This is a genomic window from Rosistilla carotiformis (assembly GCF_007753095.1).
GTDB lineage: Bacteria > Planctomycetota > Planctomycetia > Pirellulales > Pirellulaceae > Rosistilla > Rosistilla carotiformis.
In genome coordinates this window covers 5,722,655-5,746,862 of sequence record NZ_CP036348.1, presented here as the reverse complement: position 1 = coordinate 5,746,862, position 24,208 = coordinate 5,722,655, and the positions used below count along the sequence as shown (strand labels likewise).

Sequence of the window (24,208 nt, the reverse complement as noted above, 5' to 3'; positions counted from 1 at the left end):
CCAACGACTGCTTCGCCTCCACAATCAGCGTTCCATCACATGGTCACGATCCTTTCGTTTTTGTTCTTCACCGGACTTGTCGGTCTGATCACCTGGTGGATCACGCATCGCGACGACCACGCCTCCAGCAGCGGTTACTTTTTGGGTGGCCGCACGCTGACCTTCCCGCTGATCGCCGGATCGTTGCTGCTGACCAACCTGTCGACCGAACAGATGGTGGGACTCAACGGCGCTGCGTTTAACGACGGCTTGTGCGTGATGGTTTGGGAAGTCGTTTGCGTCGTGGCGTTGGTCTTCATGGCTTGGTTCTTCCTGCCGCGATTTTTGAAGAGCGGCGTCGCCACGGTTCCGCAGTACCTCGAGATCCGCTTCGATCACCAAACCCAAGTGATCACGAACCTGATTTTCTTGGTCGCCTATGTCGGCATCTTGCTGCCGATCATTTTGTACAGCGGAGCGACTGGGATGATCGGGATCCTGGACGTTCCGTCGATGTTAGGCGATCTGCCCGAACGGGTCGGGATGTCGACCGATTCGTTTGCGTTGTGGTTGATCGTTTGGGCGGTCGGAATCATCGGTTCGATCTACGCACTGTTCGGCGGCCTGCGAACCGTCGCGGTCTCCGACACGATCAACGGCATCGGGTTGCTGATCGGCGGCTTTATGATCACCGGATACGCGTTGGCTCAGATCGGCGATGGCGATGGGATCGCCAAAGGGGCGGAATTGCTGATGGATCAACAGCGCGAGCGTTTCAATTCGGTCGGCGGCCCCGAATCCTCGGTTCCGTTCAGCACGATCTTCTCCGGGATCTTCCTGCTGAACCTGTTCTACTGGACCACCAACCAACAGATCATCCAGCGAACGTTTGGTGCCAGCAGTCTCGCCGAAGGACAAAAAGGTGTGCTGTTGACCGGTGCCCTCAAGTTGCTCGGCCCGCTTTATTTGGTCATCCCCGGCATGATCGCCTACCACATTTTCAGCGGCGAAGATATCAAAGCCGACCAAGCCTACGGGATGTTGGTCAACCGCGTCTTGCCGGCGCACCTGACTGGATTTTTTGCGGCCGCGATGATCGGCGCGATCCTGTCGAGCTTCAACTCGGCGCTCAACAGTTCCTGCACGTTGTTCAGCCTGGGACTTTACAAGAGCGTCCTTCGCAAGGATGCCACCGAAGCCCAGGTCGTTCGTTCGGGCAAGATCTTCGGCTGGATCGTGGCCGTCGTCGCGATGGCGATCGCGCCGCTGTTGGCTCAAACCGACAGCATCTTCGGCTTCCTGCAGAAGATGAACGGGATGTATTTCATTCCGATCTTTGCCGTCGTGTTGGTCGGGATGCTCTCCCGCCGCGTCCCCGCGTCGGCCGCGAAGATCGCTCTGCTGGCGGGCTTCGGCATCATCGCGATCGGCTACTTTGTCGAACCGTTCGACAAGATCGTCGCTTCGATGCACGAGTTCCATTTCTTGGGATGTGTCTTCGCTTGGTTGGTGATCCTGATGCTGGTGATCGGCGAAATCTGGCCGCGCAAGACGGAGTTCGTGCAAGAGGATGTGGGTGCCGTCGACATGACCCCATGGCGTTTTGCGGTCCCCGCCGGCTTGGTGCTGATCGCGATCGTGCTGCTGATCTATCAACGCTTCGCCGACTTCTCGGTGCTTGTACCTTAGAAAGAGACCGGTGGAGCGACGATGGACGTTATCTGGGAAGACAATTACGCGCTGGTGGTGAATAAGCCCAATGGGCTGCTGACCACCGCCGCACGAGGTGTCGAATCGCTGGAGATCCAGCTGCTGGAATTTTTCAAGCAGAGGAGCGGCGAAGAGTCCCCCTACGTGGGGATGCCTCATCGCATCGACCGCCCGGTCAGCGGAGCGGTCCTGATCGGCAAGACGCGAGCGGCAACCAAGCAGTTCTGCGCTCAATTCCAATCGCGGAAGATCGAAAAGACTTACGTCGCGATCGTCTCCGGAACGCCCACCGAACCGACGGGGACTTGGCGCGATTGGATGCGGAAAATTTCGGACCGCGCCGAGGCGGAGATTGTCGACGCGGAGCACCCCGAGGCGAAGCAAGCGATCTTAAATTACGAGCTGGTCGCCAGCGTGGGGGATCTCTCCTGCTTGCGGATCGGGCTGGAAACCGGTCGCACCCACCAGATCCGACTGCAGGCGGCGCACCGTGGATTTCCGATCGTCGGCGATAGCCTGTATGGCAGTCAAATCGATTTTGGGCCACAATCAACGGAGCCACGCAAACGCCCGATCGCTTTGCATGCCCGCCAAATCGTCTTCCGCCACCCCAAGACTGGCAAAGCCACGTCGGTGCTGGTCGACGTTCCCGAAGTCTGGCGGACGCTCGGCTTCCACGAAGTGTTAAAGGAAGGCGAGCTGTGCGGTTAATTGGATGTCGGGCTGGAGCATTGCAGCGGCTTGCGGCCGCGCGATCCGCCGCCGTCACGATCCCATCCCCACGCTTGCCTTACCCAAAACTGACGCTTCCATGGACAAACTTCGCATCGGTGCGGTCTCTTATCTGAACACCAAGCCGTTGGTCTATGGAATCGAAAAACGGTTGCCGGGAGCGGAGGTTGTCTTCGATCTTCCCAGCCGATTGGCTGACCAATTGCACGCCGGTCAGTTGGATGTCGCCCTGATTCCTTCGGTCGAATATTTCCGTCACGCCGACGATTACGAGATCGTTTCGGACGCCTGCATCGCCTGTCGCGGACCGGTTTGGAGCGTGCGACTGTTGAGCCGTGTGCCGGTCCCCGAGATCAAGACGCTCGCGCTGGATGAAGGCAGCCGGACCAGCGCGGCGCTGGTCCAAGTGCTTTTGAAGCAACAGTATGGGCTGACCCCCGAACTGCACCCGCTGCCGATCGACGCCAGCCCCGATACCCTTTCGACCGACGCCGTCTTATTGATCGGCGATCGAGCGATGCACCCGACGACGGGACTGTATCAAGAGATATGGGACCTGGGGGATCGCTGGTGCAGTTGGAGCAAGCTGCCGTTTGTGTTTGCGATGTGGATCGGCCGCCGCGGCGTCGACCATCGCGAACTTGCCGACGCGTTGCAGCACTGCCGCGATGCGGGGATGGAGCACTTGCAGCAACTGGCGACCGAACACGCGGGGACGCATGGGCTGACAGTCAGCGACTGTTTCGCGTATCTTTCCCGTTATCTCCACTTCACTCTCGGCGACGAAGAACGCCAAGGACTGGAGCTGTATCGCGCCAAAGCGACCGAACTGGGGCTGATCGCTTCCTAGCGAAAGACCAGCCGACGGCTCGGCCGCCAAATTGAACAAATCACCTCGACCAATCGATTTCCTTCCACGCAACGACCAACGCAGAAGAAAGGTTCCCATGTCCAGCGGATCGACAACGCAACCTCAAGCCAAAACGCAAGCGATTCTCGACAAAGCGGTCGCGGGCGATCGGATTAGCTTCGAGGAAGGATTGCATCTGTTGCAGACCGACGACCTGTCGCTGGCCAAGCTGGGGGCGGCTGCCGATGCGATCACGCGACGCCTGCATCCCGAGCCGTATCGAACCTACAACATCGATCGCAACATCAACTACACCAACGTCTGCACCGCGGTCTGCGATTTCTGCGCGTTCTACCGGGGCCCCAAGAGTGACGAAGGTTACGTGCTGCCGCGGGAAGAACTGCTGCAAAAAGTGGCCGAGACGGTGCAATTGGGGGGCAATCAGATCCTGATGCAAGGAGGCCTGCACCCGAAGTACAAACTGGACTGGTACGAAGAACTGCTGCAGGACATCGTCACGAACTACCCCAGCATCAACGTCCACGGATTCAGTCCTCCCGAGATCCATCACTTCACGAAAGTCAACAACCTGTCGTTGCGAGAGGTCTTGAGTCGGTTGAAGGCAGCCGGCCTGGGCAGCTTGCCCGGCGGCGGCGCCGAAATTTTGGTCGACCGCGTCCGGTCGGAGATCACGCGCGGCAAGGTGATGACCGACGACTGGTTGAACGTGATGCGCGTGTGGCACGAACTGGGCGGGATCAGTTCGGCAACGATGATGTTTGGGCATGTCGAAACGCTCGCCGAACGGATCGAACACCTCGACCGGTTGCGTCAGGTGCAGGACGAAACGGGAGGCTTCACGGCGTTCATCTGTTGGACCTTTCAACCCGAACATACCGAGATGGCTCACATCGCGCCGGCGGGATCGTTCGAATATCTGAAGATGCAAGCGGTGGCGCGGCTGTTCCTGGACAACATCCCCAACATTCAAAGCAGCTGGGTGACGCAGGGTTCGAAGATCGGTCAGCTGGCGTTGCTGTACGGTGCAAACGACATGGGCAGCTTGATGATCGAAGAGAACGTCGTGGCCGAAGCGGGGACGGTTCATTACCAATCGCTGCGTCGAATTCGCGAATCGATTGAAGAAATTGGGTACCAGGCACGCCAACGCGATGTGCACTACAATCTGGTCGATCCAGAGTTGGAACGCCGTGCTATCGAGGCAAACGGCGACCTTGGCCCGAAGGAACTGGTTCAATTGAGCGCATTGCAGTGAAGCGATGCGGAAACGTCGCCGCCAGCGATTTGACGGGCTGGCGGGCGATGTCGGTCGATCGCAGCAAGACCGCCGCGACCGCGACCGCCGATTGATCGGGCGTTATTCCCCTATTCACCCCCGATCTCCCGATGATGTTCTCTTGCCCGAAATCGGCCATGCTGCCTGGCGGTGTGATTGTCGCGGCCTTGGTTGGTGCTAGCTGTTCTTCCGCTGGCCTCGAAGCTCCGGCATGCTGGTGTGCCGCGACAGCGACTCTGTGCGCGATGTGGTGGATCTTTGAAGTCCTGCCGATCGCCGCAACCGCTCTGCTGCCATTTATCGTCTTTCCGTTGACCGGCGTGCTGGATCATCGATCCGTCGCGACAGCGTATGGGCATACGATGATCCTGTTGCTGATGGGGGGCTTCCTGCTGTCGGCGGCGATGGAACGCAGCGGAGCTCACCGGCGGCTGGCGATGATCATGGTCCGCGCGGTGGGAGGCCGCGGCGAGCGGCGGATCGTGCTGGGCTTCATGCTGGCCACGGCGATGTTGTCGATGTGGATCAGCAACACCGCCACGACGCTGATGATGCTGCCGATCGCGATGGCGGTGCTGGAACGCCATGCGTCCAACGGCTTGCGAGTTCCTTTGCTGCTGGGAATCGCCTACTCCGCATCGGTCGGCGGGATGGGAACGCCCGTCGGGACTCCGCCCAACGCGATGTTCATGGGCTTCTATGAAGAGAAGCTCGGTCGCTCGCTGGCCTTTGTCGACTGGATGGTCATCGCGGTGCCGATCGTCGCGATTTTGTTGCCGATCATTTGGCTGTGGCTGACCCGCAATCTGAAGTCCGACGCCATCTTCGAGATGCCCGACGTCGGCGCTTGGCGAAGTGCGGAGGTCCGCGTACTGATCGTCTTCGGCCTGACCGCCTTGGCTTGGATCACGCGGACGACGCCGTTTGACGGTTGGTCGTATTGGATCGGGGCGACGACGCCCAACGACGCCGGTGGAATCACATCGCTGGTCGGCGATTCGACCGTCGCATTGGCCGCGACGCTGGCTCTGTTCATCATCCCTTCAGGCGGCGAGGCGAAGGGCCCGCTGTTGGATTGGGAGACGGCGGAGCGGATCCCTTGGGGCATCCTGTTGCTATTCGGCGGCGGGCTTGCGTTGGCCAAAGGCTTCGACGCCTCGGGACTCTCCACCGTGATCGGTGACTCGCTGGCCGGACTCGCCTCGCTGCCACCGATTCTCGTGATCGGCGGCGTCTGTTTGCTGGTCACCTTCCTGACCGAGATCACCAGCGGCACGGCGACGACCGCCCTGTTGTTGCCGATCCTCGCCAGCACGGCGATCGCCGCCGATGTGCCCGCGGAAATGATCATGATCCCAGGGACGATCAGTGCCAGTTGCGCTTTCATGCTGCCGGTCGCGACCGCTCCCAATACGATCGTCTACGGTGCCGGAGGGCTTTCGACCGGCGTGATGGCTCGCACGGGATTGGTGCTGAACCTGATCGCCGTCTGTGTCATCACAACCCTTTGTTGGTTGATGCTGTCGTAAGAGCGATCGGCGTCAGCCGCTGTGGTCAAAGATCCGCAAGACGGCTTCGGTGCTGAGTGCTTGCACGCCGGGAAAGTTGCTCTCGCGCGGCCCGGCGATATTCAGCGACAGAGGTTGATACTGGTACAGCCAGCGGTGGACGCTTTCGACCGACCATTCGTCGTCGATTGCTACCGCTAGCTGCGGCTTGCCTGCATCGACGGCGTAACGCTGCGTCAATCGCGTGCCACCGCGCAGCGTGTCGCAGTAGAGGATCAACGTGGCATCGCTGTCGATGACATTTTGCAGCGTGCGGTCTTTGTAGCGTGGAGATTGGTGTTCGGTCAGATCGTAACGCGCTGGGATCTGGCCATCCTCTGCCAGCCGGCCGCGCGGACACCATCCGCCGTGCGGGATTCCGAGCGCGATCGCCGCATCCAACGCTCCGCGGTCCACTCCCGTTTGCCCGCCCGAAACGATGCGTTGCGGAACGTGGGAGAAGACGGCTTGGGTCATGCTTGGTACGCGGGGAAATCGAGGAAGACCTTCATCGCTCCCTCGCGTCGCGTGGCGAACATGTCGTACGCTTCTTGGATCTGATCGATCGGCATCCGATGCGATACCAGCGGTTCGACATCGATCGTCCGCTCGGCGACCATCTTCATCGCCAGCGAGAAATCGATCTCAAAGCTGGGGCCGACGCTGGTGTACATCCGCAGATTCTTCCAGAACATTTCCTTCAGCTTGATCCCGTTCGCTTCGATCGGCGGCACGCCAAAAAACAGGATCTCCCCTTCGGGTCGGCATGCGGCGATACATTCGTTGAGCACTTGTTGGCGATGCCCGACCGCTTCGATCACCAGATCGGGACCGCCACCGGGCATCGAGGCCGCTTCGGCAGCCGCCTGAGCCGCGGTGCCATGGATCACCTGAGTCGCACCGCCAGCCAACGCGAGATCCAAGCGATCGCGAACCGGATCGACGACGATGATCTCCGCCGCGCCAAACAGCTTCAAAACGCGAACGAACAACTGGCCCATCGGTCCGGCGCCAAACAGCATCACGCGGCGGGCGAGCACCGACGGAATCCGGCGGAGCGCGAACAGCACCGTTCCCAACGGCTGAGCCAGCACGGCGGCGGCATCGCTGCAACGCGGATCGACGCGGACCGCACGGGCTTGATCGACCCAGTAGCGGCCGTAGAAACCGTAGTGTTCGATCGGCACAGCGAGCACCCGATCGCCGACGGCAAACTTGTCGCCCGTCGTCTCGACGACGCGGCCGATCATCTCGTGCAGCGATTGGCCGACGTGAGGCATGTAGCCGGGATTGTCGGCCTCGTAATACAGAAGGTCGCTGCCGCACAGGCAGGCCAACTGAGGCTCAAAGAGAATTTGACCCGCTGGGACATCCGAAGCTGTCGCGGCAGCGGGCACATCGATCAATCGAATCGAATTGGGTTGGTAGATTTCACCAGCGAGCATGCTGAGTTCCGATAGCGTTAGCGTTACCACGTTGGTAATTCAGAACGACCAGCTCGCGCGATCGAAAGCTGTCGCAAGGCAGCTCCAGCCGATCTATGGAACCAGGTGGCCAGACAGTGCTAACCACTCAACCCGAATCAAATATTGGAGCGTTGCCCGGAGTCTAGGAGACCAGGCTCAATCGTTCGATCAGAACATCGGCACCGGGGGTCAGGCGACGCAGTTTGCGAGCGATTTCCAGCTTTTCAGCGGGGCTCGCCTTTCCAGCCTTAACCGTCAGCTTGCCAACTTGCTTTCTGCGATGACGACGACGACGCAGTTCGCGTCTTCTTTCGGATCCTGACATTCTCGGAAGTCCTTGATACACATGACGTGGTTGGAGTTGCAAAAACAATGCCACAGCGTACAGGCAACATCGTTTTAGGTCAAGAACGTCCCCTTCTCAACCTTAGCTTGAGCGGGTGAAGCTGCACCACTTCACCCTCCGCCAAACGCAGTTTGAAGGGGAGGGTCGAACGAGCGAAGCAAAGTTCGGGGAGGTGCAGCGTTGCGAGATGCAAACCTGCCCGATACCTAGATAGTCTGTTGGATGTAGGCGATCCGGGCGAAGTAGAGCAGCAGAATCGCTCCGCAGAACAGCCAGATCGTTCGGCGTTGGCGACTGCGAAATTTCGCGTCGCGTGGGGACGTCGAGAAGAGCAGAGCAACCGACGTGTAAAACGGGTCGGAGCGTTCCGCGCCCGTTGCTTCGTCGAGCCGCTTGAGCGAATGGAGCGATCGCACGCCGGCGATGAACACTCCGACAGCGATCAAGGTAACGATGACTGAAAGCACGATTTAACAAGTACCTGACTTTAAGAAGGTTCCGCCCCCCCCCGGGGACCGAAGCAAGCGAAGGTGGCTTGGCTGTCGATTCTACACTTCCCACAAACGCTGCCAAACGGAACAACTTCCAAGGCGACAGCCAGCCAACGCTCGGTCGCCTCCAACGCGCCGTGATTTATTCGGATTCCATCTCGCGGGCTTGGGCGAGCGCCGATGCGACTAATCCAGCGGGAACCGAAACGACGCCGAGGCCAATCAACAGAATTGCGAACGTGAAGATTCGCCCGCCAGCCGTGATCGGGTAGACGTCTCCGTAGCCAACCGTTGTCAGCGTGACGACGGCCCACCAAAGGCAATGGAACACCGATGCAAAGGCTTCCGGTTGGGCAGCGTGTTCAAAGTGATAGATTCCCACCGACGCGAGATACAGCAAGATCACCGTGACGAAGAAGAACAGGACAATTTCCTCGCGCGAGATCAAGAACGCGCGGTGAAACCGTTGGATGGCTCGACTGTAGCGTACCAGTTTCAACATCCAGAACAGTCGCAGCAGCCGGAGCGCTCGAATCGAACGCAGGTCGAAGCCAAACGAGAGGTAGAACGGTAAGATCGCAAGCAGGTCGACCACGCCAAAAAAGCTGGTCATGAAAGCAATCTTGCGGTCGGCAACCAGCAGCCGGACGAGGTATTCCACCGAGAAAACGGTGATCGATGCGATCTCGAAGAAGTGGAGCAAACGCGCCCATCCGGGGTCGAGCCCCGGCAGCGTTTCCACGCTAAAAGCAATCAGCGAGAGGATGATGAAGAACTGGATGGATAGATCGAACACGCGACCGATCGGCGTGTCGGAACGTTCGACGATGTCTTTAAGAGTGGGCACGGAAACGAGGGAGTCCTCAAGAGAAGGTTTGGTTCGAACGGAAGGTTTCGCTCAGCGCGATTGATCGTTTGTGCTCAGGTGAATCAGACGGCACCCGTTTCTAACGCGAGCGTTGGTTGTACTTCTTGCGATATTTGTCAGCCAACGTTTTGTGTTTGCTTCCCAAATCGACCTTTGCACCGGAGATATAGGCCTCGGTGACATTCGATTCGGTCTGCAGAACGTCTCCGTCCACAACGATCAACGTCGCGTCTTTGCCGACGGTGATCGAACCGACGCGATCGGCGACGCCCATGATTTCTGCGGGGGCCAAGGTGATCGCGTGGATCGCCTGATCGGCCGGTAGTCCGTAAGAAACGGCAACGGCGGCGTGGTAGGGTAAATTGCGAGCGGCCGCGCCGCCGCCAGGGCTTCCCGATCCCGGACCGCCAATCGCGAACCGGATCCCCGCCTTGCTGATTCGGCTGGGCAGAGTGTAAGGATGATCATAGGGATCATCGCGTCGCAGCGGCAGCCGATAAGTCGAATGCACGATGACGGGAACGTCGTATTTTTTTAGCAGCGGCGCACATTCGGGAGCGTCGTAGCCACCGTAGATGATGGGGCGAATTCCACGCGCCACACAGAACGCCACGGCGGCTTCGATTTCACGTCGATCATCGGCGTCGATGATCATCGGCGATTTGCCTTCCAACACGGGAATGAGCGCTTCGAATCGCAGGTCGACAGGCGTCCAATCGGGCCGCGCGGCGCGGGCGATCGCATACCGCGCGGCGGTCTCCAAGCGATCCGACAAGCCTTTCAAACGTTCGTCGCGTTCTTTGACGCGATCGACTGCGCTGGTTTTGCGAGAATCGTACGAACGCCAGGAGACGATCATCCCCGTGTCGCCACGAAGCAACATGTCCTTGTAGGTCCAGCCGTCCAACTGAATCACGGCCGATTGGCCTCGGATGTTCCCTCGCTTGGGCGCGATCGACGCCAGAAGCACTCCGCCCGCCCGGGCGACAGGAATCAGCTCGCTGTCGGCGTTCACGGCAACCCACGGCCGAAGGTTTGGGTTTTCGTCTCCCACTTCGTCGGTGTCGACCGTCGCTCTCACGGAACCAATTTCGGTCAGCCCCACGTTCGACATCGACTCCATCAACCCCGGATAGATGTGTTTCCCCGAGACGTCGATCGATCGACACTTCGCCGGCAAAACGACTTTCTTTCCGACCTGGGTGATCTTTCCTTTCTCAAAGACCACCGTGGCTTTGTTCAACGTCCCCGCGTCGACCGTATGGACCACGCCACCGACCAGTGCGATTGGCGTCGACTGGGCAGGGCCAGGAATCTGGTCGTTTGCGTCGACGTTTGCACCAGACACCACCGCACAACCGAACAGAGTCGCCAGCACGGATCGGATCAAAAATGAGCGTCGACAGTCATGAGGCTGACTCGCAGGCTCGCTGGCCTTCTTTTCAGAGTTCTTGGTCGCCGCGGGAAAGAGCGAACGGAAGATGTTTGGGTATTGCTTGCTCATCGTCGTGCCTCCGCGTGGCGGTGTCCGGACTCGTTGTGGTCGTGGTTGTGGTGCGCGTGATCATGGTCGTCGTGTCCGTGACAATATTCGTCGTAACGCAACCAACGCTCTTCCTCCTCGATCTCCTTCTTGTCAGAACCGCCCCTGCCATCGTTTTGATCCAAGATCCTGGCGATCAACATCGACCGCCACTTTGCATCGCGTTGGCGAAGCCGTTGGTCGCTTTCGAGCCTAAACATCGGCCGTCCATCGACCCAGGTTTGTTCACAGCGCGAAAGGGTCGATAACGGTGGGCCGCTCCACAACACGAGATCCGCATCTTTTCCTGGCGCGATCGATCCCACGCGGTCATCGATTCGAAGCTGCTTGGCGGGATTGAGCGTGACGAATTTGAGTGCCTCTTCCTCCGAAATGCCACCATATTTAACCGCCTTGGCAGCTTCGGTATTGAGATGGCGAGCCAGCTCGCGATCGTCGCTGTTGAACGACACGACGATCCCTTCATCGTGCATGATCGCTCCGTTGTAAGGAACCGCATCGTAGACCTCGAACTTGTAGGCCCACCAATCCGAGAACGCCGAAGCCATGCCGCCATGTTCGCGCAATCGATCCGCAACCTTGTAGCCTTCCAGCACATGTTGCAACGTTCCAATCGTGATCTCGAATTGATCCAACAAGTCGAGGAATGCCACGATTTCATCTTGGCGATAACTGTGGCAATGAATCCACCGCTGACCGTTCAAGATTTCCACGATCGCTTCCAATTCGAGATCTCGCCGCAGCGGCAATCCCTCGCGTTGACCGGCCTGCCACCGCCGCTGTTGTTCACTGTATTCCTTGGCAGCTTGGAATCGATCGCGGAACAACTGCTCCACCCCCATCCGGCTCGACGGGTAGCGGGTTTGAGCCGCGGAGCGATTGCTCTGCTTGACGTTTTCCCCCAATGCAAATTTGATCCCGGCAGGAGCGGAAGTCATCTTCATCGCCTGCATCGAATCGCCCCAACGCAGTTTGATGACTTGGTTCTGCCCGCCGATCGGATTCGCCGATCCATGCAAGATGTTGCTGCTGGTCACTCCGCCAGCCAGTTGGCGATAGATGTTGATATCGGAATTGTCGATAAAGTCGCCGATTCGCACCTCCGCCGTCACCGCTTGTCCCGACTCGTTGATCCCACCATCGGTTCCCATGTGCGAGTGGCAATCGATCAAACCGGGTGTCAGGTGCTTGCCGGTCGCGTCGACCACGCGGCAACCCTCGGGGACCTCGAGTGCGTTCCCCACCGCATCGATCTTGCCATCGATAACCAACACGTCGGTTCGGTTGAGGACGCCTTGATCCCCACACGTCCAAACGGTCGCATTTCGAAACAACACCATCGGTTCGACCGGCACCGCGCCCGTCACTCCGAAGCCGCCCAGCGGGTAATTGACGGTGATTGCGTCGAGAGGCCCAGCGTCTTCCGATGTCGGTTCGGATCCGTTGTCGCTCTTGTCGCCAGCATCCTTCTTATTGTCGGAGGCTTTGTTGTCAGGCGTTGCGTTCTTCGGCTCGACGCGCTTCCACTGCAAGTCCTGCGTTTGACCGTCGGGAAAGGCGAGGGTCGAGAATATGGAAATCGCATCCTCGTCCAGGACGGTGATCATGGTGATGCGAGAAGGTCCCGCGGGCAGCTTGTTGTTCGTCTGAGAAAGATCAACCCAGGCGGTCATCCGATCGACAGCGCGAGCGATTTTTTTGAGCTCCGCCGTCGCGTTCTCCTTCTTGGATTTGTCGGCCGCCGGTTTATCATCCGATTCTTCGACTTCCGCATCGGATGGTTTCGACTTGCTGCGATGTGAGATGTTCCCCGACCATTTGCCCTTCTTCCTCGCCAAGTGCAACGCGACAGGGACTCCCTTGCGGCCGATTTTAATCTTGGTCGTCCAATCTCCGATCAACCGATCCGGTTGTTCCGGGGCATTGGCGGAGACTTCAAATCGCTTTCCTGCGACCCACGTTTCAAGCACATGCGTCTCTTCTTCGAACAGTTCGCCATCGGTCACGATCAGATTGGCGAGTCCGCCGACTCGAATCGCTCCACACGTTTCGTCGAGGCCTAGCCACTTGGCCGGGGTGGTCGTCAGCGCTGCCAACGCCACATCGGGTGAAAGCCCGCGACGGACCGCCACGCGTATGTTCTTCAGAAACGACTTGGGATCATCCAAGCCATCGGAGGTCAAACAAAACGTGGCGCCAGCCTGTTCTAGACGCAGCGGATTCTCGGGTGCAAAGTGCCAGTGCAGCAGGTCACGCAGTTCGATGTCAGCAGCTTGGGCTTCGGAAGAGACATCGGGAGCGTCGGGGAAATTAACGGGAACAAGCAACATTCTGCCAGTTTCCGCAATCGCATCGAGATCGCGATATTCACGCCCCGAACCACGCAGCGTCATATTTAGTGCGAACTCGTTCGCCAACTCTTCGGCCCGCACCGCCATGCGTTCGTTGGGAGCGTCGACGATGAATCGGCCACCACGCATTTCATCAGCTAACGTTGCGAGTGCATCGTTGCGCTCCGGACGGGGGAGCGTCGGTTTGGACCGATACGCTTCCCAAGCCTTGGTGTACCAGTCGGCATCGGAAAACGTCTGCCGCAAAAGCGCGACGGCTCCCATCGGTGAATTTGGGTACGCGTCGCGGCGACGATCTCTTGGTACCGTTAGTTGCAGGTGCTGTGCGACGGCGTCGTCGATCAAGGTCGCCCCCGATTTTTTGTCGAGCATCACCAAACTGCTGCGACCTTTGACGATCGCCCCTTTGGGAGCGATCAAACGCAGCGCCACGCCTTGCGAACGGTAATCGGAGATATCGGAAATGTCATCGATCCCGTCGGCCGCCGATCGACGCGGAAGAACGTAGCCATTCCAGTGGCCGGTGCCGTTGGATTGCGGCGGAGCGACAGCGATCTCGCCAAACGCGTCGATCAAACCGGCGTAGATCGATTTGTCGGAACAGTCGATCACGTCGGCGCCGGGCGGTGGTTGAATGTCGCGCCCGATCGCAATGATCGACTTGCCACGGATCAAGATCGACGCCGAAGGAATCACCTGCCCTGGGCGGATGACTAATCGACCATCTTTCAGGAACACGGTGTCGGGAGGATTCTCTCGCAAGCCGACCACCGGACGTGTATCGGCCGGATCCTGTGCGACGCAAAGCGATTGGCAGGCAAGCACCAGCAAGAAAATGACACCTCGGGCGACGCGGAGCGTCCTCGTTTCGCAAAGCAACATGATTCTTTCAGCGTGGCGAATTTTGGATGGACTTCGAACCTAACAGAATACTTGATCGAGGACCGGACGTCAGAAAGAAGCTTGGGGTTTCCCGTGCGGAGACAACTTGCCACAACAAAAACTGCAGCAAGAGACTGGCTCAATGAGAGAGTCGTCTTGGCTCAAATGAATGGGCTGGCGGCTAAGCAAACCCTTTTGGGGAAGCGTTGAATTCGCGAAATTTGCTTTCCGCAGGACGAATACCTTGCAAGAGGAACGAAACTTAGGACTCTAAGCGTGGTTCATAGATTGGCGAGCCAAAGGTTCCAGCTTCCAGAGTGTTTTTCAGGAGGGGGAGTGAGGAATCGGCGGCCAGGCGAGGCCGGAGGCATTCGAATTCCCACGGTACACAACCCAAAAGGCTTCCGCGATGAGATTCGCATTTGGATTAGGACTGATCCTGCTAACGACAATTTCTTCCGCGTCGGGAGAAACACGTTCCCGCAGCGACAAAAATGAAATCGCAAAGCCTTACGGAGTGTTTTCGTCGAAAGTCACTCCAAAGTCAGCAACTCATCCGTTGTGCAAAGGCCTGCTGCTCAGGACGTCGTGGAGCAAGCTTGAACCACAGCAGGGGCGTTATGACTTTTCTGACATCGATCGCCAGATCGAAATGGCCACACGAGGAAACAGGAATGCAGAGTCCTTAGCGTTCAGCCTCGCCATCTCTGCGGGGCTCGGTGGAAGCGCGCAAGGCCCCAACTATCCCGCCTGGCTGATCGACGAGGGGGTCGAAACGATGCCGATCCAGTTCCGCGGGAAAGAGGGGCTTGTTCCCAAAATGTGGGATCCTCGGTTTCAAAAGAGGCTAAAGGAACTGGCCGATGCGGTGAGCCAAAAATTTGCGAACGACAACCGGCTCCAACTTGTCTACGTCCCTCAAGCGACAGCGAACGGAGTGGAAGGGCATTTCAACGGCACCTCCTATGCCGTACTAACAAGAAACGGTCTTACCGCCGATGTCTGGGTAAGTGCTGTGAAACAAGCGGCGATGGCATTTGCCGACGCGTTTGACACGTGTGCCATTGCGGTCGAGGTGCATGAAGTTCTGGGATCGCCCGAAATCCCCATGCGAATCTTAACCGAACTGAACCAAGACCCAAGATATGGAGATCGAATCGGTGCCGGGATGTGGTGGATCTCCGGTGGCACAAGGTATCAGCCCGCTCTGATTCGGGCGTTGAAGAACTATCCGGGAGATATCTACGGACAGATTATCGGCAACTCATCTCAACCTTATCGTTTTGGGGACAAATCGGAAGACTTCACCACCGTCTACCGCCAAGCAATCGAATTGGAGGTCAGGTATCTGGAGGCCTGGAACTTTGAGTTTGATTTCAACACTCAAAATGAAAACATCGAGAACTTCAACAAATACGCGCATGAAAAGTATGCCATGGGGATCGCCAATCCACGCACCCCGTCGTTCGTCAAGCCAAAGGTCACGACACAAGGATTCCGAAGGCTACGCCAACGTCCGCAGCGATGAGCATGGCGCGGCATCATTTCCCTCACCGTCGACGGAACAAGCCTACCCGGCCATCGCGAAACAATTCGTGAATAAACGCAAGCCGCGCGAGCGTGGGCGGCCACACATTGTGGGCGGTCAATCGGTTTTCAATCGCTCCTTCCAAAATCCGGGCTTTTGCCTGCCGTGAGCAACGGCCAAGATTTCTATCCGATCCGTTGCCACACGATAGACAATGACGTACGGAAAGCGTTTCATTAGGTAGCGATGCGTTCCCCGCAAATAGCTTTCCCAGCGTTCGGGATTATCCTCAATCGCTCGCCCCGCATGCGATTCGGTCGCTAGGAAGCAATAAAGCCAGCGGGGCCCCTGAACGGCATGAACGTGGGCGGAAGACTCTATGCCGATCGGGACGCCAATCGAACCACGGTCTCGTCGCCAAGGTTGCATCCTTCCTCGCGATGGTTCATCGCCAAGGAAGACGGTGACCTCGCGTGATTGTTGGACTTCGGCGGTCCTCGGTGAACCACCAATGGAAGACCAAAAGCGGGGCTGGGCTCCGCCGATCCTTTTGACTGGCTGCCACGATTTAGTAACCGTCGCTCGGAGCCCCATGAACGCGCTGTCGCGTGGCGGAGAGACCGGGAATCGTGATTTCGCCTGCCTCCCAGGTTTCGGATGTTTCGCATCCCCGTAGTTCACCTTTGCATTGGTAATGGCGGTGTAGCGTCCGCTAGATGGTGTTTAATTTGATTGAAGGTCCCTTTGGGGTGCTGTAGAATCCGGGAGGTTGGGGTTGGAATATTTTTGATTTCTATCCTTCTTTCGTTCCGAAGTCCCTCCTCCCCCCCGGGGCTTCCTCACGCTCCTGAGAAAGTGGTCGACATGAAACTGCAAAATCGAGGCTTCACGCTGGTTGAACTGTTAGTTGTCATTGCAATCATAGGAATTTTGGTAGGCCTGCTTTTGCCAGCGGTGCAAGCGGCCCGTGAAGCAGCGCGCCGGTTGCAGTGCAACAACCACCTGAAACAATTTGGCTTGGCGCTACACAACTACGCCGACACTTATGGCAAGTTCCCGCACGGATCGGGCGGACCTGCTCACACGACTAATCGTTTGAACGCGATGGTTTCGATGTTGCCCTTCTTTGAAGAAACGGCCTTGGCCGACATGGTCAATTCGCAACAAACTTTCGGCAGCAACACCTACGGTCCGGGAGGATCGAGCCCATGGGATCAAAATTACGATTTGTGGGGCTCCCAATTCCAGGTCAAAGGGATGAACTGTCCTTCCGATTCCCCGGTTGGCGACAAGCGCAATGGTCGCTGGGAAAATGGAGAAGCGGCGACATCCAGTTATTCGTTCTGCCACGGTGACCATGTGACCGGCGCCAGCAACCAAGCGACCTACCGACGCCGTGGTCTGTTTGGCACGCGCAGCTATGCGACGTTCGCTGCGGTGACCGATGGGACCAGCAACACGATGGCGATTTCCGAGCGATGCTTCCCACGCGGCAACCGCAGTGTCTTCGGCAACACCGTCGAGAATTTGACCGGCCTGGAAACCAATCCCGCCCTCTGCCTCGCTCAAGCGGATCGTAACGCCCGCGAATATTTGCCGTCGGCAAATGTGGGAGGCTACCGCATCGGCGGCACGCGTGCTTACGACGGGATGCCGATCTACAGCGGATACAACGCGATCCTTCCTCCCAACAGTCCTTCCTGCTTGGTTGGCAACGTCAACACCCACGGCGTGATGTCGGCGCAGAGTTGGCATCCCGGCGGCGTCAACTGTGTCTTTGCTGACGGTTCGGTCCGGTTCATCACCGAAACGATCGATACCGGCAATCCAGGAGCTGCGGAGAAGTTCTCAGGAGCCAGCCCCTACGGCGTCTGGGGTGCCTTGGCCACGATCAATGGTGGTGAAGTCGCAAGCGAGTAACTTGCAACTTCTCAGACCTTTCCTTCTTTCGCTCGCAATTGAAGCGCCGGTCGGGCGTTTTACCCACCTCCGATCGTTGCGCTCCCTTGCTTGTGTTCCTTAATATTCGAAAGTGATTTTACGGATGATTTGCCAAAAGATCTGTGGCTTTGGTGCCGCGTTCGGCTTGTTGATGTTCCTTGGGTGCGAGAATGGCCCGATGGAAAACCCCGAGTGGCCAGCGAGGTATCCCGCTTCGGGAACCGTCAACTATCAAGGCAAGCCGATCGAAGGGGCGGATGTGACGTTCACTAACCTAACCGCTGGATCGACCGGGACGGGGAAGACCGATGCGGATGGGAAGTTTCAATTGACGACGTACGTTGAAAACGATGGCGTTGTCGCGGGCGAACACATCGTCGCGATCCGCCGCGTCGATGTCGTCGACAACACGCCCGCCGACGTCGATCTATCGGCAGGGGGCGAAGCGGTCCCGCCGACGATCACCTGGATCATTCCCGAGAAATATTCGAACTCTGCAAAATCCGGTCTAACAGCCACGATCAGCGAAACCGAACCGAACGAGTTTACGTTCGATCTGGAGTAGTTTATTTCCGCGACAAGGACTCCGAAGGCCCCAGTCTAGGCAGCTCGCTCGCAAGCCGCAGAGTGGCGATCGCATAAAGCCTGGTGGCGCAAGCCCCAGGCCTGCTTGATTGGCAGAATGATCGGGGCAGGATAATGCCAGCTCCTCGCCAATGAACCTGCCTGTCCCTACACCGGTGACTCACACCGTTGGCAGTTAGATCTGTCGGGCTTCGTCCATCGGGCACGTCCGATGGCGACGTCAACGAGCCCGCGACTCTGTGAACTCGGTGCTCTCGGTGGCTTCAAACGACGCGGCGAACCGGGCGGTTGGGTGCGCTCGGTCGGCTGAAGCCTTGACTCCAGCGCGGCCCGGTGGGTGCGCGGTTAAACGATGGCGTGATCGTTGAGGGTCGTTTAACCGCGTGGGCAACGCCCCGCGCGTTGGGACGCACCGTTGTGAAGTGCGCTCGGTCGGCTGAAGCCTTGACTCCTGCGCGGGTTAGGCTGGCTCGTCGACTAAGAAGACGGTGAGTGTTCGGCAGCCGTGGGCGCCTAGGACCAGCGACTGTTCGATGTCGGCGGTCTTCGATGGACCGGCGATGAAGACGCCAAAGGGTGTCTCGGGTTGGCCGATTCGCTCGTACGCTTGGTGCATGTTGCTGATGATCGATTGCCGCGAGACGACCAACGCCAAGTGTTGAGTGATGAACAGCGAAGCGCGATGCCGGATGTCGCGGTCGGTGATCCACATCGCCCCGTTTTCTGCGACGCCAAACTCGGCTCGAGCGATCAGGAAATCGAGACTGCTCAATTCGTGCGGGTCTTCGATCTCTTGCAAGTTGACGTTGCCGGGGATCTCGTCGCCGACCAGCGAACAGCGTCGCGCCGCGTCGCGGTAGACCTCGTCCTGTTCCAGCTTGTTCAGCGCCTCCTGCATCGATCCGACCTGCAGGCACAATCCACCGACCGCTTCGACGGTTCCGGCAAACTGCGTCGGCGGATCGTCGAAGCCGATCGCAACTTGGCTGATCGAATCGTCGCCAAAGATCGCGGGCAATTCGACTGGCGTCACCTCGCGGCTGCGCAATCGGTCGAGGATCGCTTGTCGGCTGTCGCGTGCTTTACTTCCCATTTTTCGCTCCCTTGGATTTCATCCCCTCGTCGACCGAAGTCCCTTGGCGATTGGTCTGCCACCACGAACGGAAACTCTCCACCGGCGGCTCGGGGAGATCGCGATCCAGTCCCCACGGGTTGGCGCGATTGTAGATCCAACTCTTCGGCAACCAACGCAACGCGCGGCGGCCGAGCGCTCCGGCCAAAGCGTAGATCCGCGGATGCTGGAACAACATGCTGCCAGCTCGCATCGCCGCGGTCTTGCTGACCGGCAACAGTCCCTGGGATGCGATCTGTTGACGCCAGGTGAGCAGTTGATGGTGCAGCGGAATTTTGACGGGACAAACATCGGTGCAGGACCCACACAAACTGCACGCATACGGCAGACTGCGATGCTGTTTCGTATCGGCGGCCGGCGACAGGACCGAACCGATCGGGCCCGGAACGACCGCGTCGTAGCTGTGTCCGCCACTGCGACGAAAGACGGGGCAGGTGTTCATGCACGCGCCGCAGCGGATGCATCCGAGCGCCGATCGGAATTCATCGCTATCGCGGATCCGGCTGCGGCCGTTGTCGACAAGCACGATATGCAGTTCGCAGCCCGGCCGCGGGCCATGGAAATGGGAGGTGTACGTGGTGATCGGTTGCCCGGTCGCCGAACGAGCCAACAGCCGCACGAAGACGCTGAGATCGACCAACCGTGGGATCAGTTTTTCGATCCCCATGCAGGCGATGTGGACGCGCGGCAGCGAAGCGCCCAGATCGGCGTTCCCTTCGTTGGTGCAGACGACAAAGCCGCCGGTTTCGGCGATTGCAAAGTTGACGCCGGTGATGCCAACTTCGGCTTCCAAGAACTTGCTGCGCAGATGCTGGCGAGCCGCTTCGGTCAGGTACTGCGGATCGCTCGCCCCCGGTTCGGTCCCCAAATACTTGGCGAACGTCTCGCCAACCTCTTCCTTCTTAATATGGATCGCCGGCAGGACGATGTGGCTGGGGCGTTCGCCGCGCATCTGCACGATCCGTTCGCCCAGATCGGTATCGATCACCTCGATCCCGTTAGCCTCCAAATGCGGATTCAAATGGCACTCTTCGGTCAGCATCGACTTGCTTTTAACGACGCGGGTCGCATTCTGTTTGCGAACGATCTCCAGCACGATCTCGTTGTGCTCTTGCGCGTCGGCGGCCCAGTGGACGTGCACGCCGCGGGCCTTCGCGTTCGCTTCGAACTGCTGCAAGATCTCGGGGAGATTGGCGATCGTGTGGGCTTTGATCTGCGAAGCCGTACTCCGCAGCCGCTCCCACTCGGGCAGCGAATGAGCCATCCGATCGCGCTTGCTGCGGACAAACCACAGCGCTCCGTCGTGCCAGCGCGAACGAGAGCGATCGGCGATATAAGCCGCTGCTTTTTCAGGATGCTCGGAAACCGTAGCCATGGTGGATTCCAGGGTTTTCAAAAATGGAAGTTGGATCGGGATGCTGTCGTCGGTAACGCGGATCGCTCGTCGCAGCGCGTGTTACAACGCGTTGCCAGCTTTCGGTTTGATCGAGTTCTTGACCGAGACCGAAGGAGATCGCCCGGCGAGGACTTGCGCGACGTGCATCACCGCCAGCGGAGAACCTTGGCGACTGATCAAGCCCCACAGATGCATCAGGCAGGACATGTCCGATGCGACCATCACCTCGGCTCCCGCCTCCAGATGATCCTGCACGCGGTCTTCGCCCATCGCCACCGAGACGGCTCGTTCATTAACCGCAAACGTTCCGCCGAAGCCACAACATTCGTCGACGCGTTGCAATTCGACGAAGCTCAATCCCTGAACCTGAGCCAACAGCGAACGGACCTTGTCGGGGCGTTCGATCATCTGTTCGCTGTCGCCGCCGAGTCGCAGTTCGCGCAGGCCGTGGCACGATTGGTGCAGCCCAACGCGGAACGGAAACCGATGACCGCTGAAATCGATCGGATGGACATCGTGCAAAAATTCGCAGAACTCAAACGTTCGCGACTGGATCGATGCCAATCGGGGATCGTTGCCGACGAGGTCGCTGAAATGATTGCGAACCATCGACGTGCAGCTGCCCGAGGGACAGACGATGTAATCGAAGGGATCGAACAGATCCAAGAACCTCGCCGCCAGCGGCCGGGCCGCGTCGTTGCATCCGGTGTTGGCCATCGGTTGGCCACAGCAGGTTTGAGCGGCGGGGAATTCGACCTTCAAACCCGCCCCTTCGAGCAATTCCAGGGTCGCGACCGCAACATCGGGATACATTTGGTCGATGTAGCAGGGAACAAACAGGCCGACTCTCATGGAGTTTTCCATCATCTCAGCAGACAAACGAACAGGGCAAGAATGATTACTTCTTGACGAAGTATAGTTGCCCGACGGGGCTTAGAGCACCCGTGGAAACAATTCAGGGGGGCCAGGCGGGTGTACCTGCTGACTTAACCGGCTTCCTGTAAGACTCGTAACGAGTTGCCTCGTTGGGAAAGGCCTGACAATTGGAGTGCGGATGTCAAACAAGTACGCCGGAGCCCCCGCTGCAAGAAGGGAGCCGGAGGAAACATGCACCTCTACATCCACATCAATTGCACCGCCACGTTTTTAATTTGGATCGTTGTCTTATCGTTTCTAACGCATGGTTTAATGGAAACCATGGTGGCCGAGATGCACGCCTGGGAATGAACGCATCGATTTGGGAAGTGATCTAATGTGCACTTGGGTTGCGTGGGGGCGATCGATGATGTTTGGTGTCGACGCGGCGATTCGTCGCTCGAGTGTCCAGTTTGCTCGAAGAAGCGATTGTGTGAACGGGGTTAACTTGCAAGATTTACGTTTTGCGAATCTGATTCCGAAAAAAACGGTGCTACAGTTTTACAGACACGCGTTGCATTGTTGTTGCCTGCAATGTCACTCGACCTGTTGCTTCACTTGGGCCGCGTAAGAATGGAAGCTCGGTTCGATCGCAGCTGCGGGAGGCTCTGGATTACCGGGGCGGATTAGAAAGCGTCGCGACACCCTCTTGTCCGATAGGACGCACCAAGCTTTTACGACTTGGGCAATTGTCAGCGCACTACAATGTGGTTGCACTCGCAATCGTGGCGGAACGAATCATTTCGAAGCCTCGGAACATGGACAGATGCAGATCACAACGTCTCGAACGCTTCAGGCTCTTGTTGTCGACGACGATGCGGTCGCGCGAAAGACCGTTGCGTTTGCGTTGCAGCGTGAAGACTTTCAATGCGACCTCGCGACCGATGGCGAGGATGCGTGCCGGCAGTTGGATCGAAAGCACTATGACCTCGTGGTAACTGACCTAAGGATGCCTAATAAAAATGGGCATGCGTTGACGGTTGAATTGCTGGCAAGGAAACCACGTTCGGTCATTGTGGTTCATTCGTGTATCGACGTCCCCGATTTGGCGAGGGATCTAATGCTTCGCGGCGTCGACGACATCGTCTACAAGCCAACGAACTATGCGGCGTTTGCAGCCAAGGCGAAAGGTTTAGTGCTGCACCGTCAACCTCTACTGCGAACCGACGCTCCGGATGCCGTTGAGGCCAACGCACCGGTCAGCGACGCGTCGGCGACTGCAGCCACCGAACAGCAGTCCGGCGAGTCGGAAGTCGCGGCGGAAGAGTGCCCGCCTGTTTCGGTCGAAGACATCGAGAGTAAACGTGCGATCGCTGCGGATGTGCTGCCTGTTTCCAAGGTAGCGCTGAAGGTCTTCGAATTGACGCGCACGGAGTGCGCTGCACGCGAACTGGGAGCAGCAATCGAGTGCGATGCCGAATTGGCGAAGAAGGTCCTGTCGATTTCGAACAGTAGTTTCTATCGTCCCATCGGAAAAAAGATCACCGAGTTGGACAAGGCGGTGGTTCAAATTGGCCTGCGGCGAATCGGTGAACTGACGCTTGCCGCAGCAATGCTCTCTGCCATCACCCAACGCAAGCTTGCCTGGATGAATGCGGCAACGATTTGGCAACAATGCAATAGTGCCGGAGTCGCTGCGGAACATTTGATCAAACAGGGCAGCCACGCCAGCATCCGCAACGATCTTGTTCTGATCTCGATCTTAAATTTTATGGGTCGCGTTGTTCTCGGATCGCTGTATCCGGACCACTACCAGAAGATGATTGCGCAATGCCAACAGACAGGCGAATCGCTGCGCGAACTGGAACAGAACGTCTTCCCGGAAAATCACGCCGAAGCGTTGTTGCGATTGCGAAATGTGTGGAATTTCCCGGCGGAAATCTGCAAACCGATGAGTCGAATCCTCGATTCCTACAGCGAATTATCTCAGCAGCCCGAACCGCTGCGGAGACGTGTCGAACTCGTAAAACTGTCCGTCTTCGTCGGCAAGCTAGCGATGTCGTCGTGGCATTCCTGGGATCTTGTCGAGATTCCTCCGGCATCGGTGCTGGAACGGTTGCGGATTGACGCTATCGACCGAGTTATCGAAGACACAAACAGAGACACGCAAACGATTGTCGATACCACGCCCAATTCGACCACCGCGTCAAAGCGGCCCGCGCGGCGGACCAATTCGATGCCGACCCTTCATTATTGGAACCGCTCCCCGGCTCCGTTCGACTTTGTCGCGAGATTGATCGACGGGATGGATTTCCGCATCCAGCCCGCCGACGCATCGAATCTCCCGATGGCAGCGACGATCGTCGTCAATTGCTCGGGATTATCGAAGGCCCGTACGCAACAAGAGCTCCGCCGTTTGATGGAGACCGACATCGTGGCAATTGTCGATTGCGACGGCGCCGATGAATTGGAGGTGGATTGCCAAGTCGTGCAGCTGCCAGCCAGTTACGGAGCGATCCGATCGGTCCTATTTAAAGCTTCGGTGAAATTAGAATTGGCATAGTGGAGCCAGCGGCGCCAGAGTTCTGGCTGCACGGGGCCACTCTCTGAAATCGCATACGGTTTCCCTAACCCCGATGCTCATTGGCTGCGGTTTTGCTAAAACGTGCCCATCGGCCAACGGTTGCATCGGCGACCTCGCGGCGCGTG

Annotated in this window: 20 protein-coding genes; 9 read left to right on the top strand and 11 right to left on the bottom strand. The window is 58.3% G+C overall.

The window, feature by feature from the left end; genetic code table 11:
• Positions 1 to 39 precede the first annotated feature (39 nt).
• The 5 genes from Poly24_RS20815 (at position 40) to Poly24_RS20795 (ending at position 6,097) form a co-directional block, all read left to right on the top strand.
• Entirely contained in the window at positions 40 to 1,668 is a 1,629-nt protein-coding gene (locus tag Poly24_RS20815; RefSeq protein WP_145100129.1) for a solute:sodium symporter family transporter, read from the top strand.
• Between the two features lie 21 nt (positions 1,669 to 1,689).
• Positions 1,690 to 2,400, top strand: coding sequence for an RluA family pseudouridine synthase (locus Poly24_RS20810; protein ID WP_145100126.1), 711 nt, complete (start codon positions 1,690 to 1,692; stop codon positions 2,398 to 2,400).
• Positions 2,401 to 2,500: 100 nt separating this feature from the next.
• Positions 2,501 to 3,271, top strand: coding sequence for a menaquinone biosynthetic enzyme MqnA/MqnD family protein (locus Poly24_RS20805; protein WP_145100122.1), 771 nt, complete (start codon positions 2,501 to 2,503; stop codon positions 3,269 to 3,271).
• Between the two features lie 97 nt (positions 3,272 to 3,368).
• A complete protein-coding gene (gene mqnC / locus Poly24_RS20800; protein WP_145100118.1) occupies positions 3,369 to 4,547 on the top strand; it encodes a cyclic dehypoxanthinyl futalosine synthase in 1,179 nt (392 codons plus the stop codon).
• Positions 4,548 to 4,678: 131 nt separating this feature from the next.
• Positions 4,679 to 6,097 carry an SLC13 family permease gene (locus Poly24_RS20795; protein WP_231753261.1) on the top strand — a complete coding sequence of 473 codons (1,419 nt, stop codon included), beginning with the start codon at positions 4,679 to 4,681 and terminating at the stop codon, positions 6,095 to 6,097.
• A 12-nt stretch (positions 6,098 to 6,109) separates the two neighbouring features.
• Here Poly24_RS20795 and Poly24_RS20790 read toward each other — a convergent pair whose 3' ends face one another.
• The 7 genes from Poly24_RS20790 to Poly24_RS20760 all read right to left on the bottom strand — a co-directional run bounded on the left by Poly24_RS20790 (position 6,110) and on the right by Poly24_RS20760 (position 14,062).
• Positions 6,110 to 6,592, bottom strand: a complete 483-nt coding sequence (locus Poly24_RS20790; protein ID WP_145100115.1) for a putative molybdenum carrier protein — start codon at positions 6,590 to 6,592, stop codon at positions 6,110 to 6,112.
• Positions 6,589 to 7,560 (bottom strand): zinc-dependent alcohol dehydrogenase, encoded by a 972-nt coding sequence (locus Poly24_RS20785; RefSeq protein ID WP_145100112.1) that lies wholly within the window; start codon positions 7,558 to 7,560, stop codon positions 6,589 to 6,591. Before Poly24_RS20785 ends, Poly24_RS20790 begins: the two co-directional genes overlap by 4 nt.
• Positions 7,561 to 7,723: 163 nt before the next feature.
• Positions 7,724 to 7,906 carry a DUF6800 family protein gene (locus Poly24_RS20780; RefSeq protein WP_145100109.1) on the bottom strand — a complete coding sequence of 61 codons (183 nt, stop codon included), beginning with the start codon at positions 7,904 to 7,906 and terminating at the stop codon, positions 7,724 to 7,726.
• A gap of 227 nt (positions 7,907 to 8,133) precedes the next feature.
• Complete coding sequence (locus Poly24_RS20775; protein WP_145100106.1) at positions 8,134 to 8,394, bottom strand: hypothetical protein; 261 nt, start codon at positions 8,392 to 8,394, stop codon at positions 8,134 to 8,136.
• Between the two features lie 166 nt (positions 8,395 to 8,560).
• Positions 8,561 to 9,265 carry an ion transporter gene (locus Poly24_RS20770; protein WP_145100103.1) on the bottom strand — a complete coding sequence of 235 codons (705 nt, stop codon included), beginning with the start codon at positions 9,263 to 9,265 and terminating at the stop codon, positions 8,561 to 8,563.
• Between the two features lie 100 nt (positions 9,266 to 9,365).
• Positions 9,366 to 10,790, bottom strand: a complete 1,425-nt coding sequence (locus Poly24_RS20765; protein ID WP_145100101.1) for an amidohydrolase family protein — start codon at positions 10,788 to 10,790, stop codon at positions 9,366 to 9,368.
• Positions 10,787 to 14,062: an amidohydrolase family protein gene (locus tag Poly24_RS20760; protein WP_145100098.1), complete on the bottom strand. Its 3,276-nt coding sequence runs from the start codon at positions 14,060 to 14,062 to the stop codon at positions 10,787 to 10,789. The genes Poly24_RS20765 and Poly24_RS20760 overlap by 4 nt, the downstream gene beginning before the upstream one ends.
• Positions 14,063 to 14,471: 409 nt before the next feature.
• Between Poly24_RS20760 and Poly24_RS20755 the strand changes: the two genes are divergently transcribed.
• On the top strand, positions 14,472 to 15,590 hold the full coding sequence (locus tag Poly24_RS20755) for a beta-galactosidase (protein WP_145100095.1): 1,119 nt from the start codon (positions 14,472 to 14,474) through the stop codon (positions 15,588 to 15,590).
• A 117-nt stretch (positions 15,591 to 15,707) separates the two neighbouring features.
• Here the strand turns inward: Poly24_RS20755 and Poly24_RS27885 are convergent, their stop codons facing one another.
• Positions 15,708 to 16,019 carry a type II toxin-antitoxin system RelE/ParE family toxin gene (locus Poly24_RS27885; RefSeq protein ID WP_145100092.1) on the bottom strand — a complete coding sequence of 104 codons (312 nt, stop codon included), beginning with the start codon at positions 16,017 to 16,019 and terminating at the stop codon, positions 15,708 to 15,710.
• 435 nt (positions 16,020 to 16,454) lie between these two features.
• On the opposite strand from Poly24_RS27885, the gene Poly24_RS20745 reads away from it, so the two are divergent.
• Both Poly24_RS20745 and Poly24_RS20740 read left to right on the top strand, forming a co-directional pair.
• Positions 16,455 to 17,510, top strand: a complete 1,056-nt coding sequence (locus Poly24_RS20745) for a DUF1559 domain-containing protein (RefSeq protein WP_145100089.1) — start codon at positions 16,455 to 16,457, stop codon at positions 17,508 to 17,510.
• A 124-nt stretch (positions 17,511 to 17,634) separates the two neighbouring features.
• Positions 17,635 to 18,096: a carboxypeptidase-like regulatory domain-containing protein gene (locus tag Poly24_RS20740; protein WP_145100085.1), complete on the top strand. Its 462-nt coding sequence runs from the start codon at positions 17,635 to 17,637 to the stop codon at positions 18,094 to 18,096.
• Between the two features lie 480 nt (positions 18,097 to 18,576).
• Here Poly24_RS20740 and Poly24_RS20735 read toward each other — a convergent pair whose 3' ends face one another.
• From Poly24_RS20735 to Poly24_RS20725, 3 genes are all read right to left on the bottom strand, one after another.
• Positions 18,577 to 19,209 carry a LutC/YkgG family protein gene (locus Poly24_RS20735; RefSeq protein WP_145100081.1) on the bottom strand — a complete coding sequence of 211 codons (633 nt, stop codon included), beginning with the start codon at positions 19,207 to 19,209 and terminating at the stop codon, positions 18,577 to 18,579.
• Positions 19,199 to 20,623 (bottom strand): lactate utilization protein B, encoded by a 1,425-nt coding sequence (locus Poly24_RS20730; protein ID WP_145100078.1) that lies wholly within the window; start codon positions 20,621 to 20,623, stop codon positions 19,199 to 19,201. Before Poly24_RS20730 ends, Poly24_RS20735 begins: the two co-directional genes overlap by 11 nt.
• Positions 20,624 to 20,704: 81 nt before the next feature.
• On the bottom strand, positions 20,705 to 21,496 hold the full coding sequence (locus Poly24_RS20725) for a (Fe-S)-binding protein (protein ID WP_145100075.1): 792 nt from the start codon (positions 21,494 to 21,496) through the stop codon (positions 20,705 to 20,707).
• 829 nt (positions 21,497 to 22,325) lie between these two features.
• Between Poly24_RS20725 and Poly24_RS20720 the strand changes: the two genes are divergently transcribed.
• On the top strand, positions 22,326 to 24,062 hold the full coding sequence (locus Poly24_RS20720) for an HDOD domain-containing protein (RefSeq protein WP_145100070.1): 1,737 nt from the start codon (positions 22,326 to 22,328) through the stop codon (positions 24,060 to 24,062).
• The last annotated feature ends 146 nt before the right edge of the window (positions 24,063 to 24,208 follow it).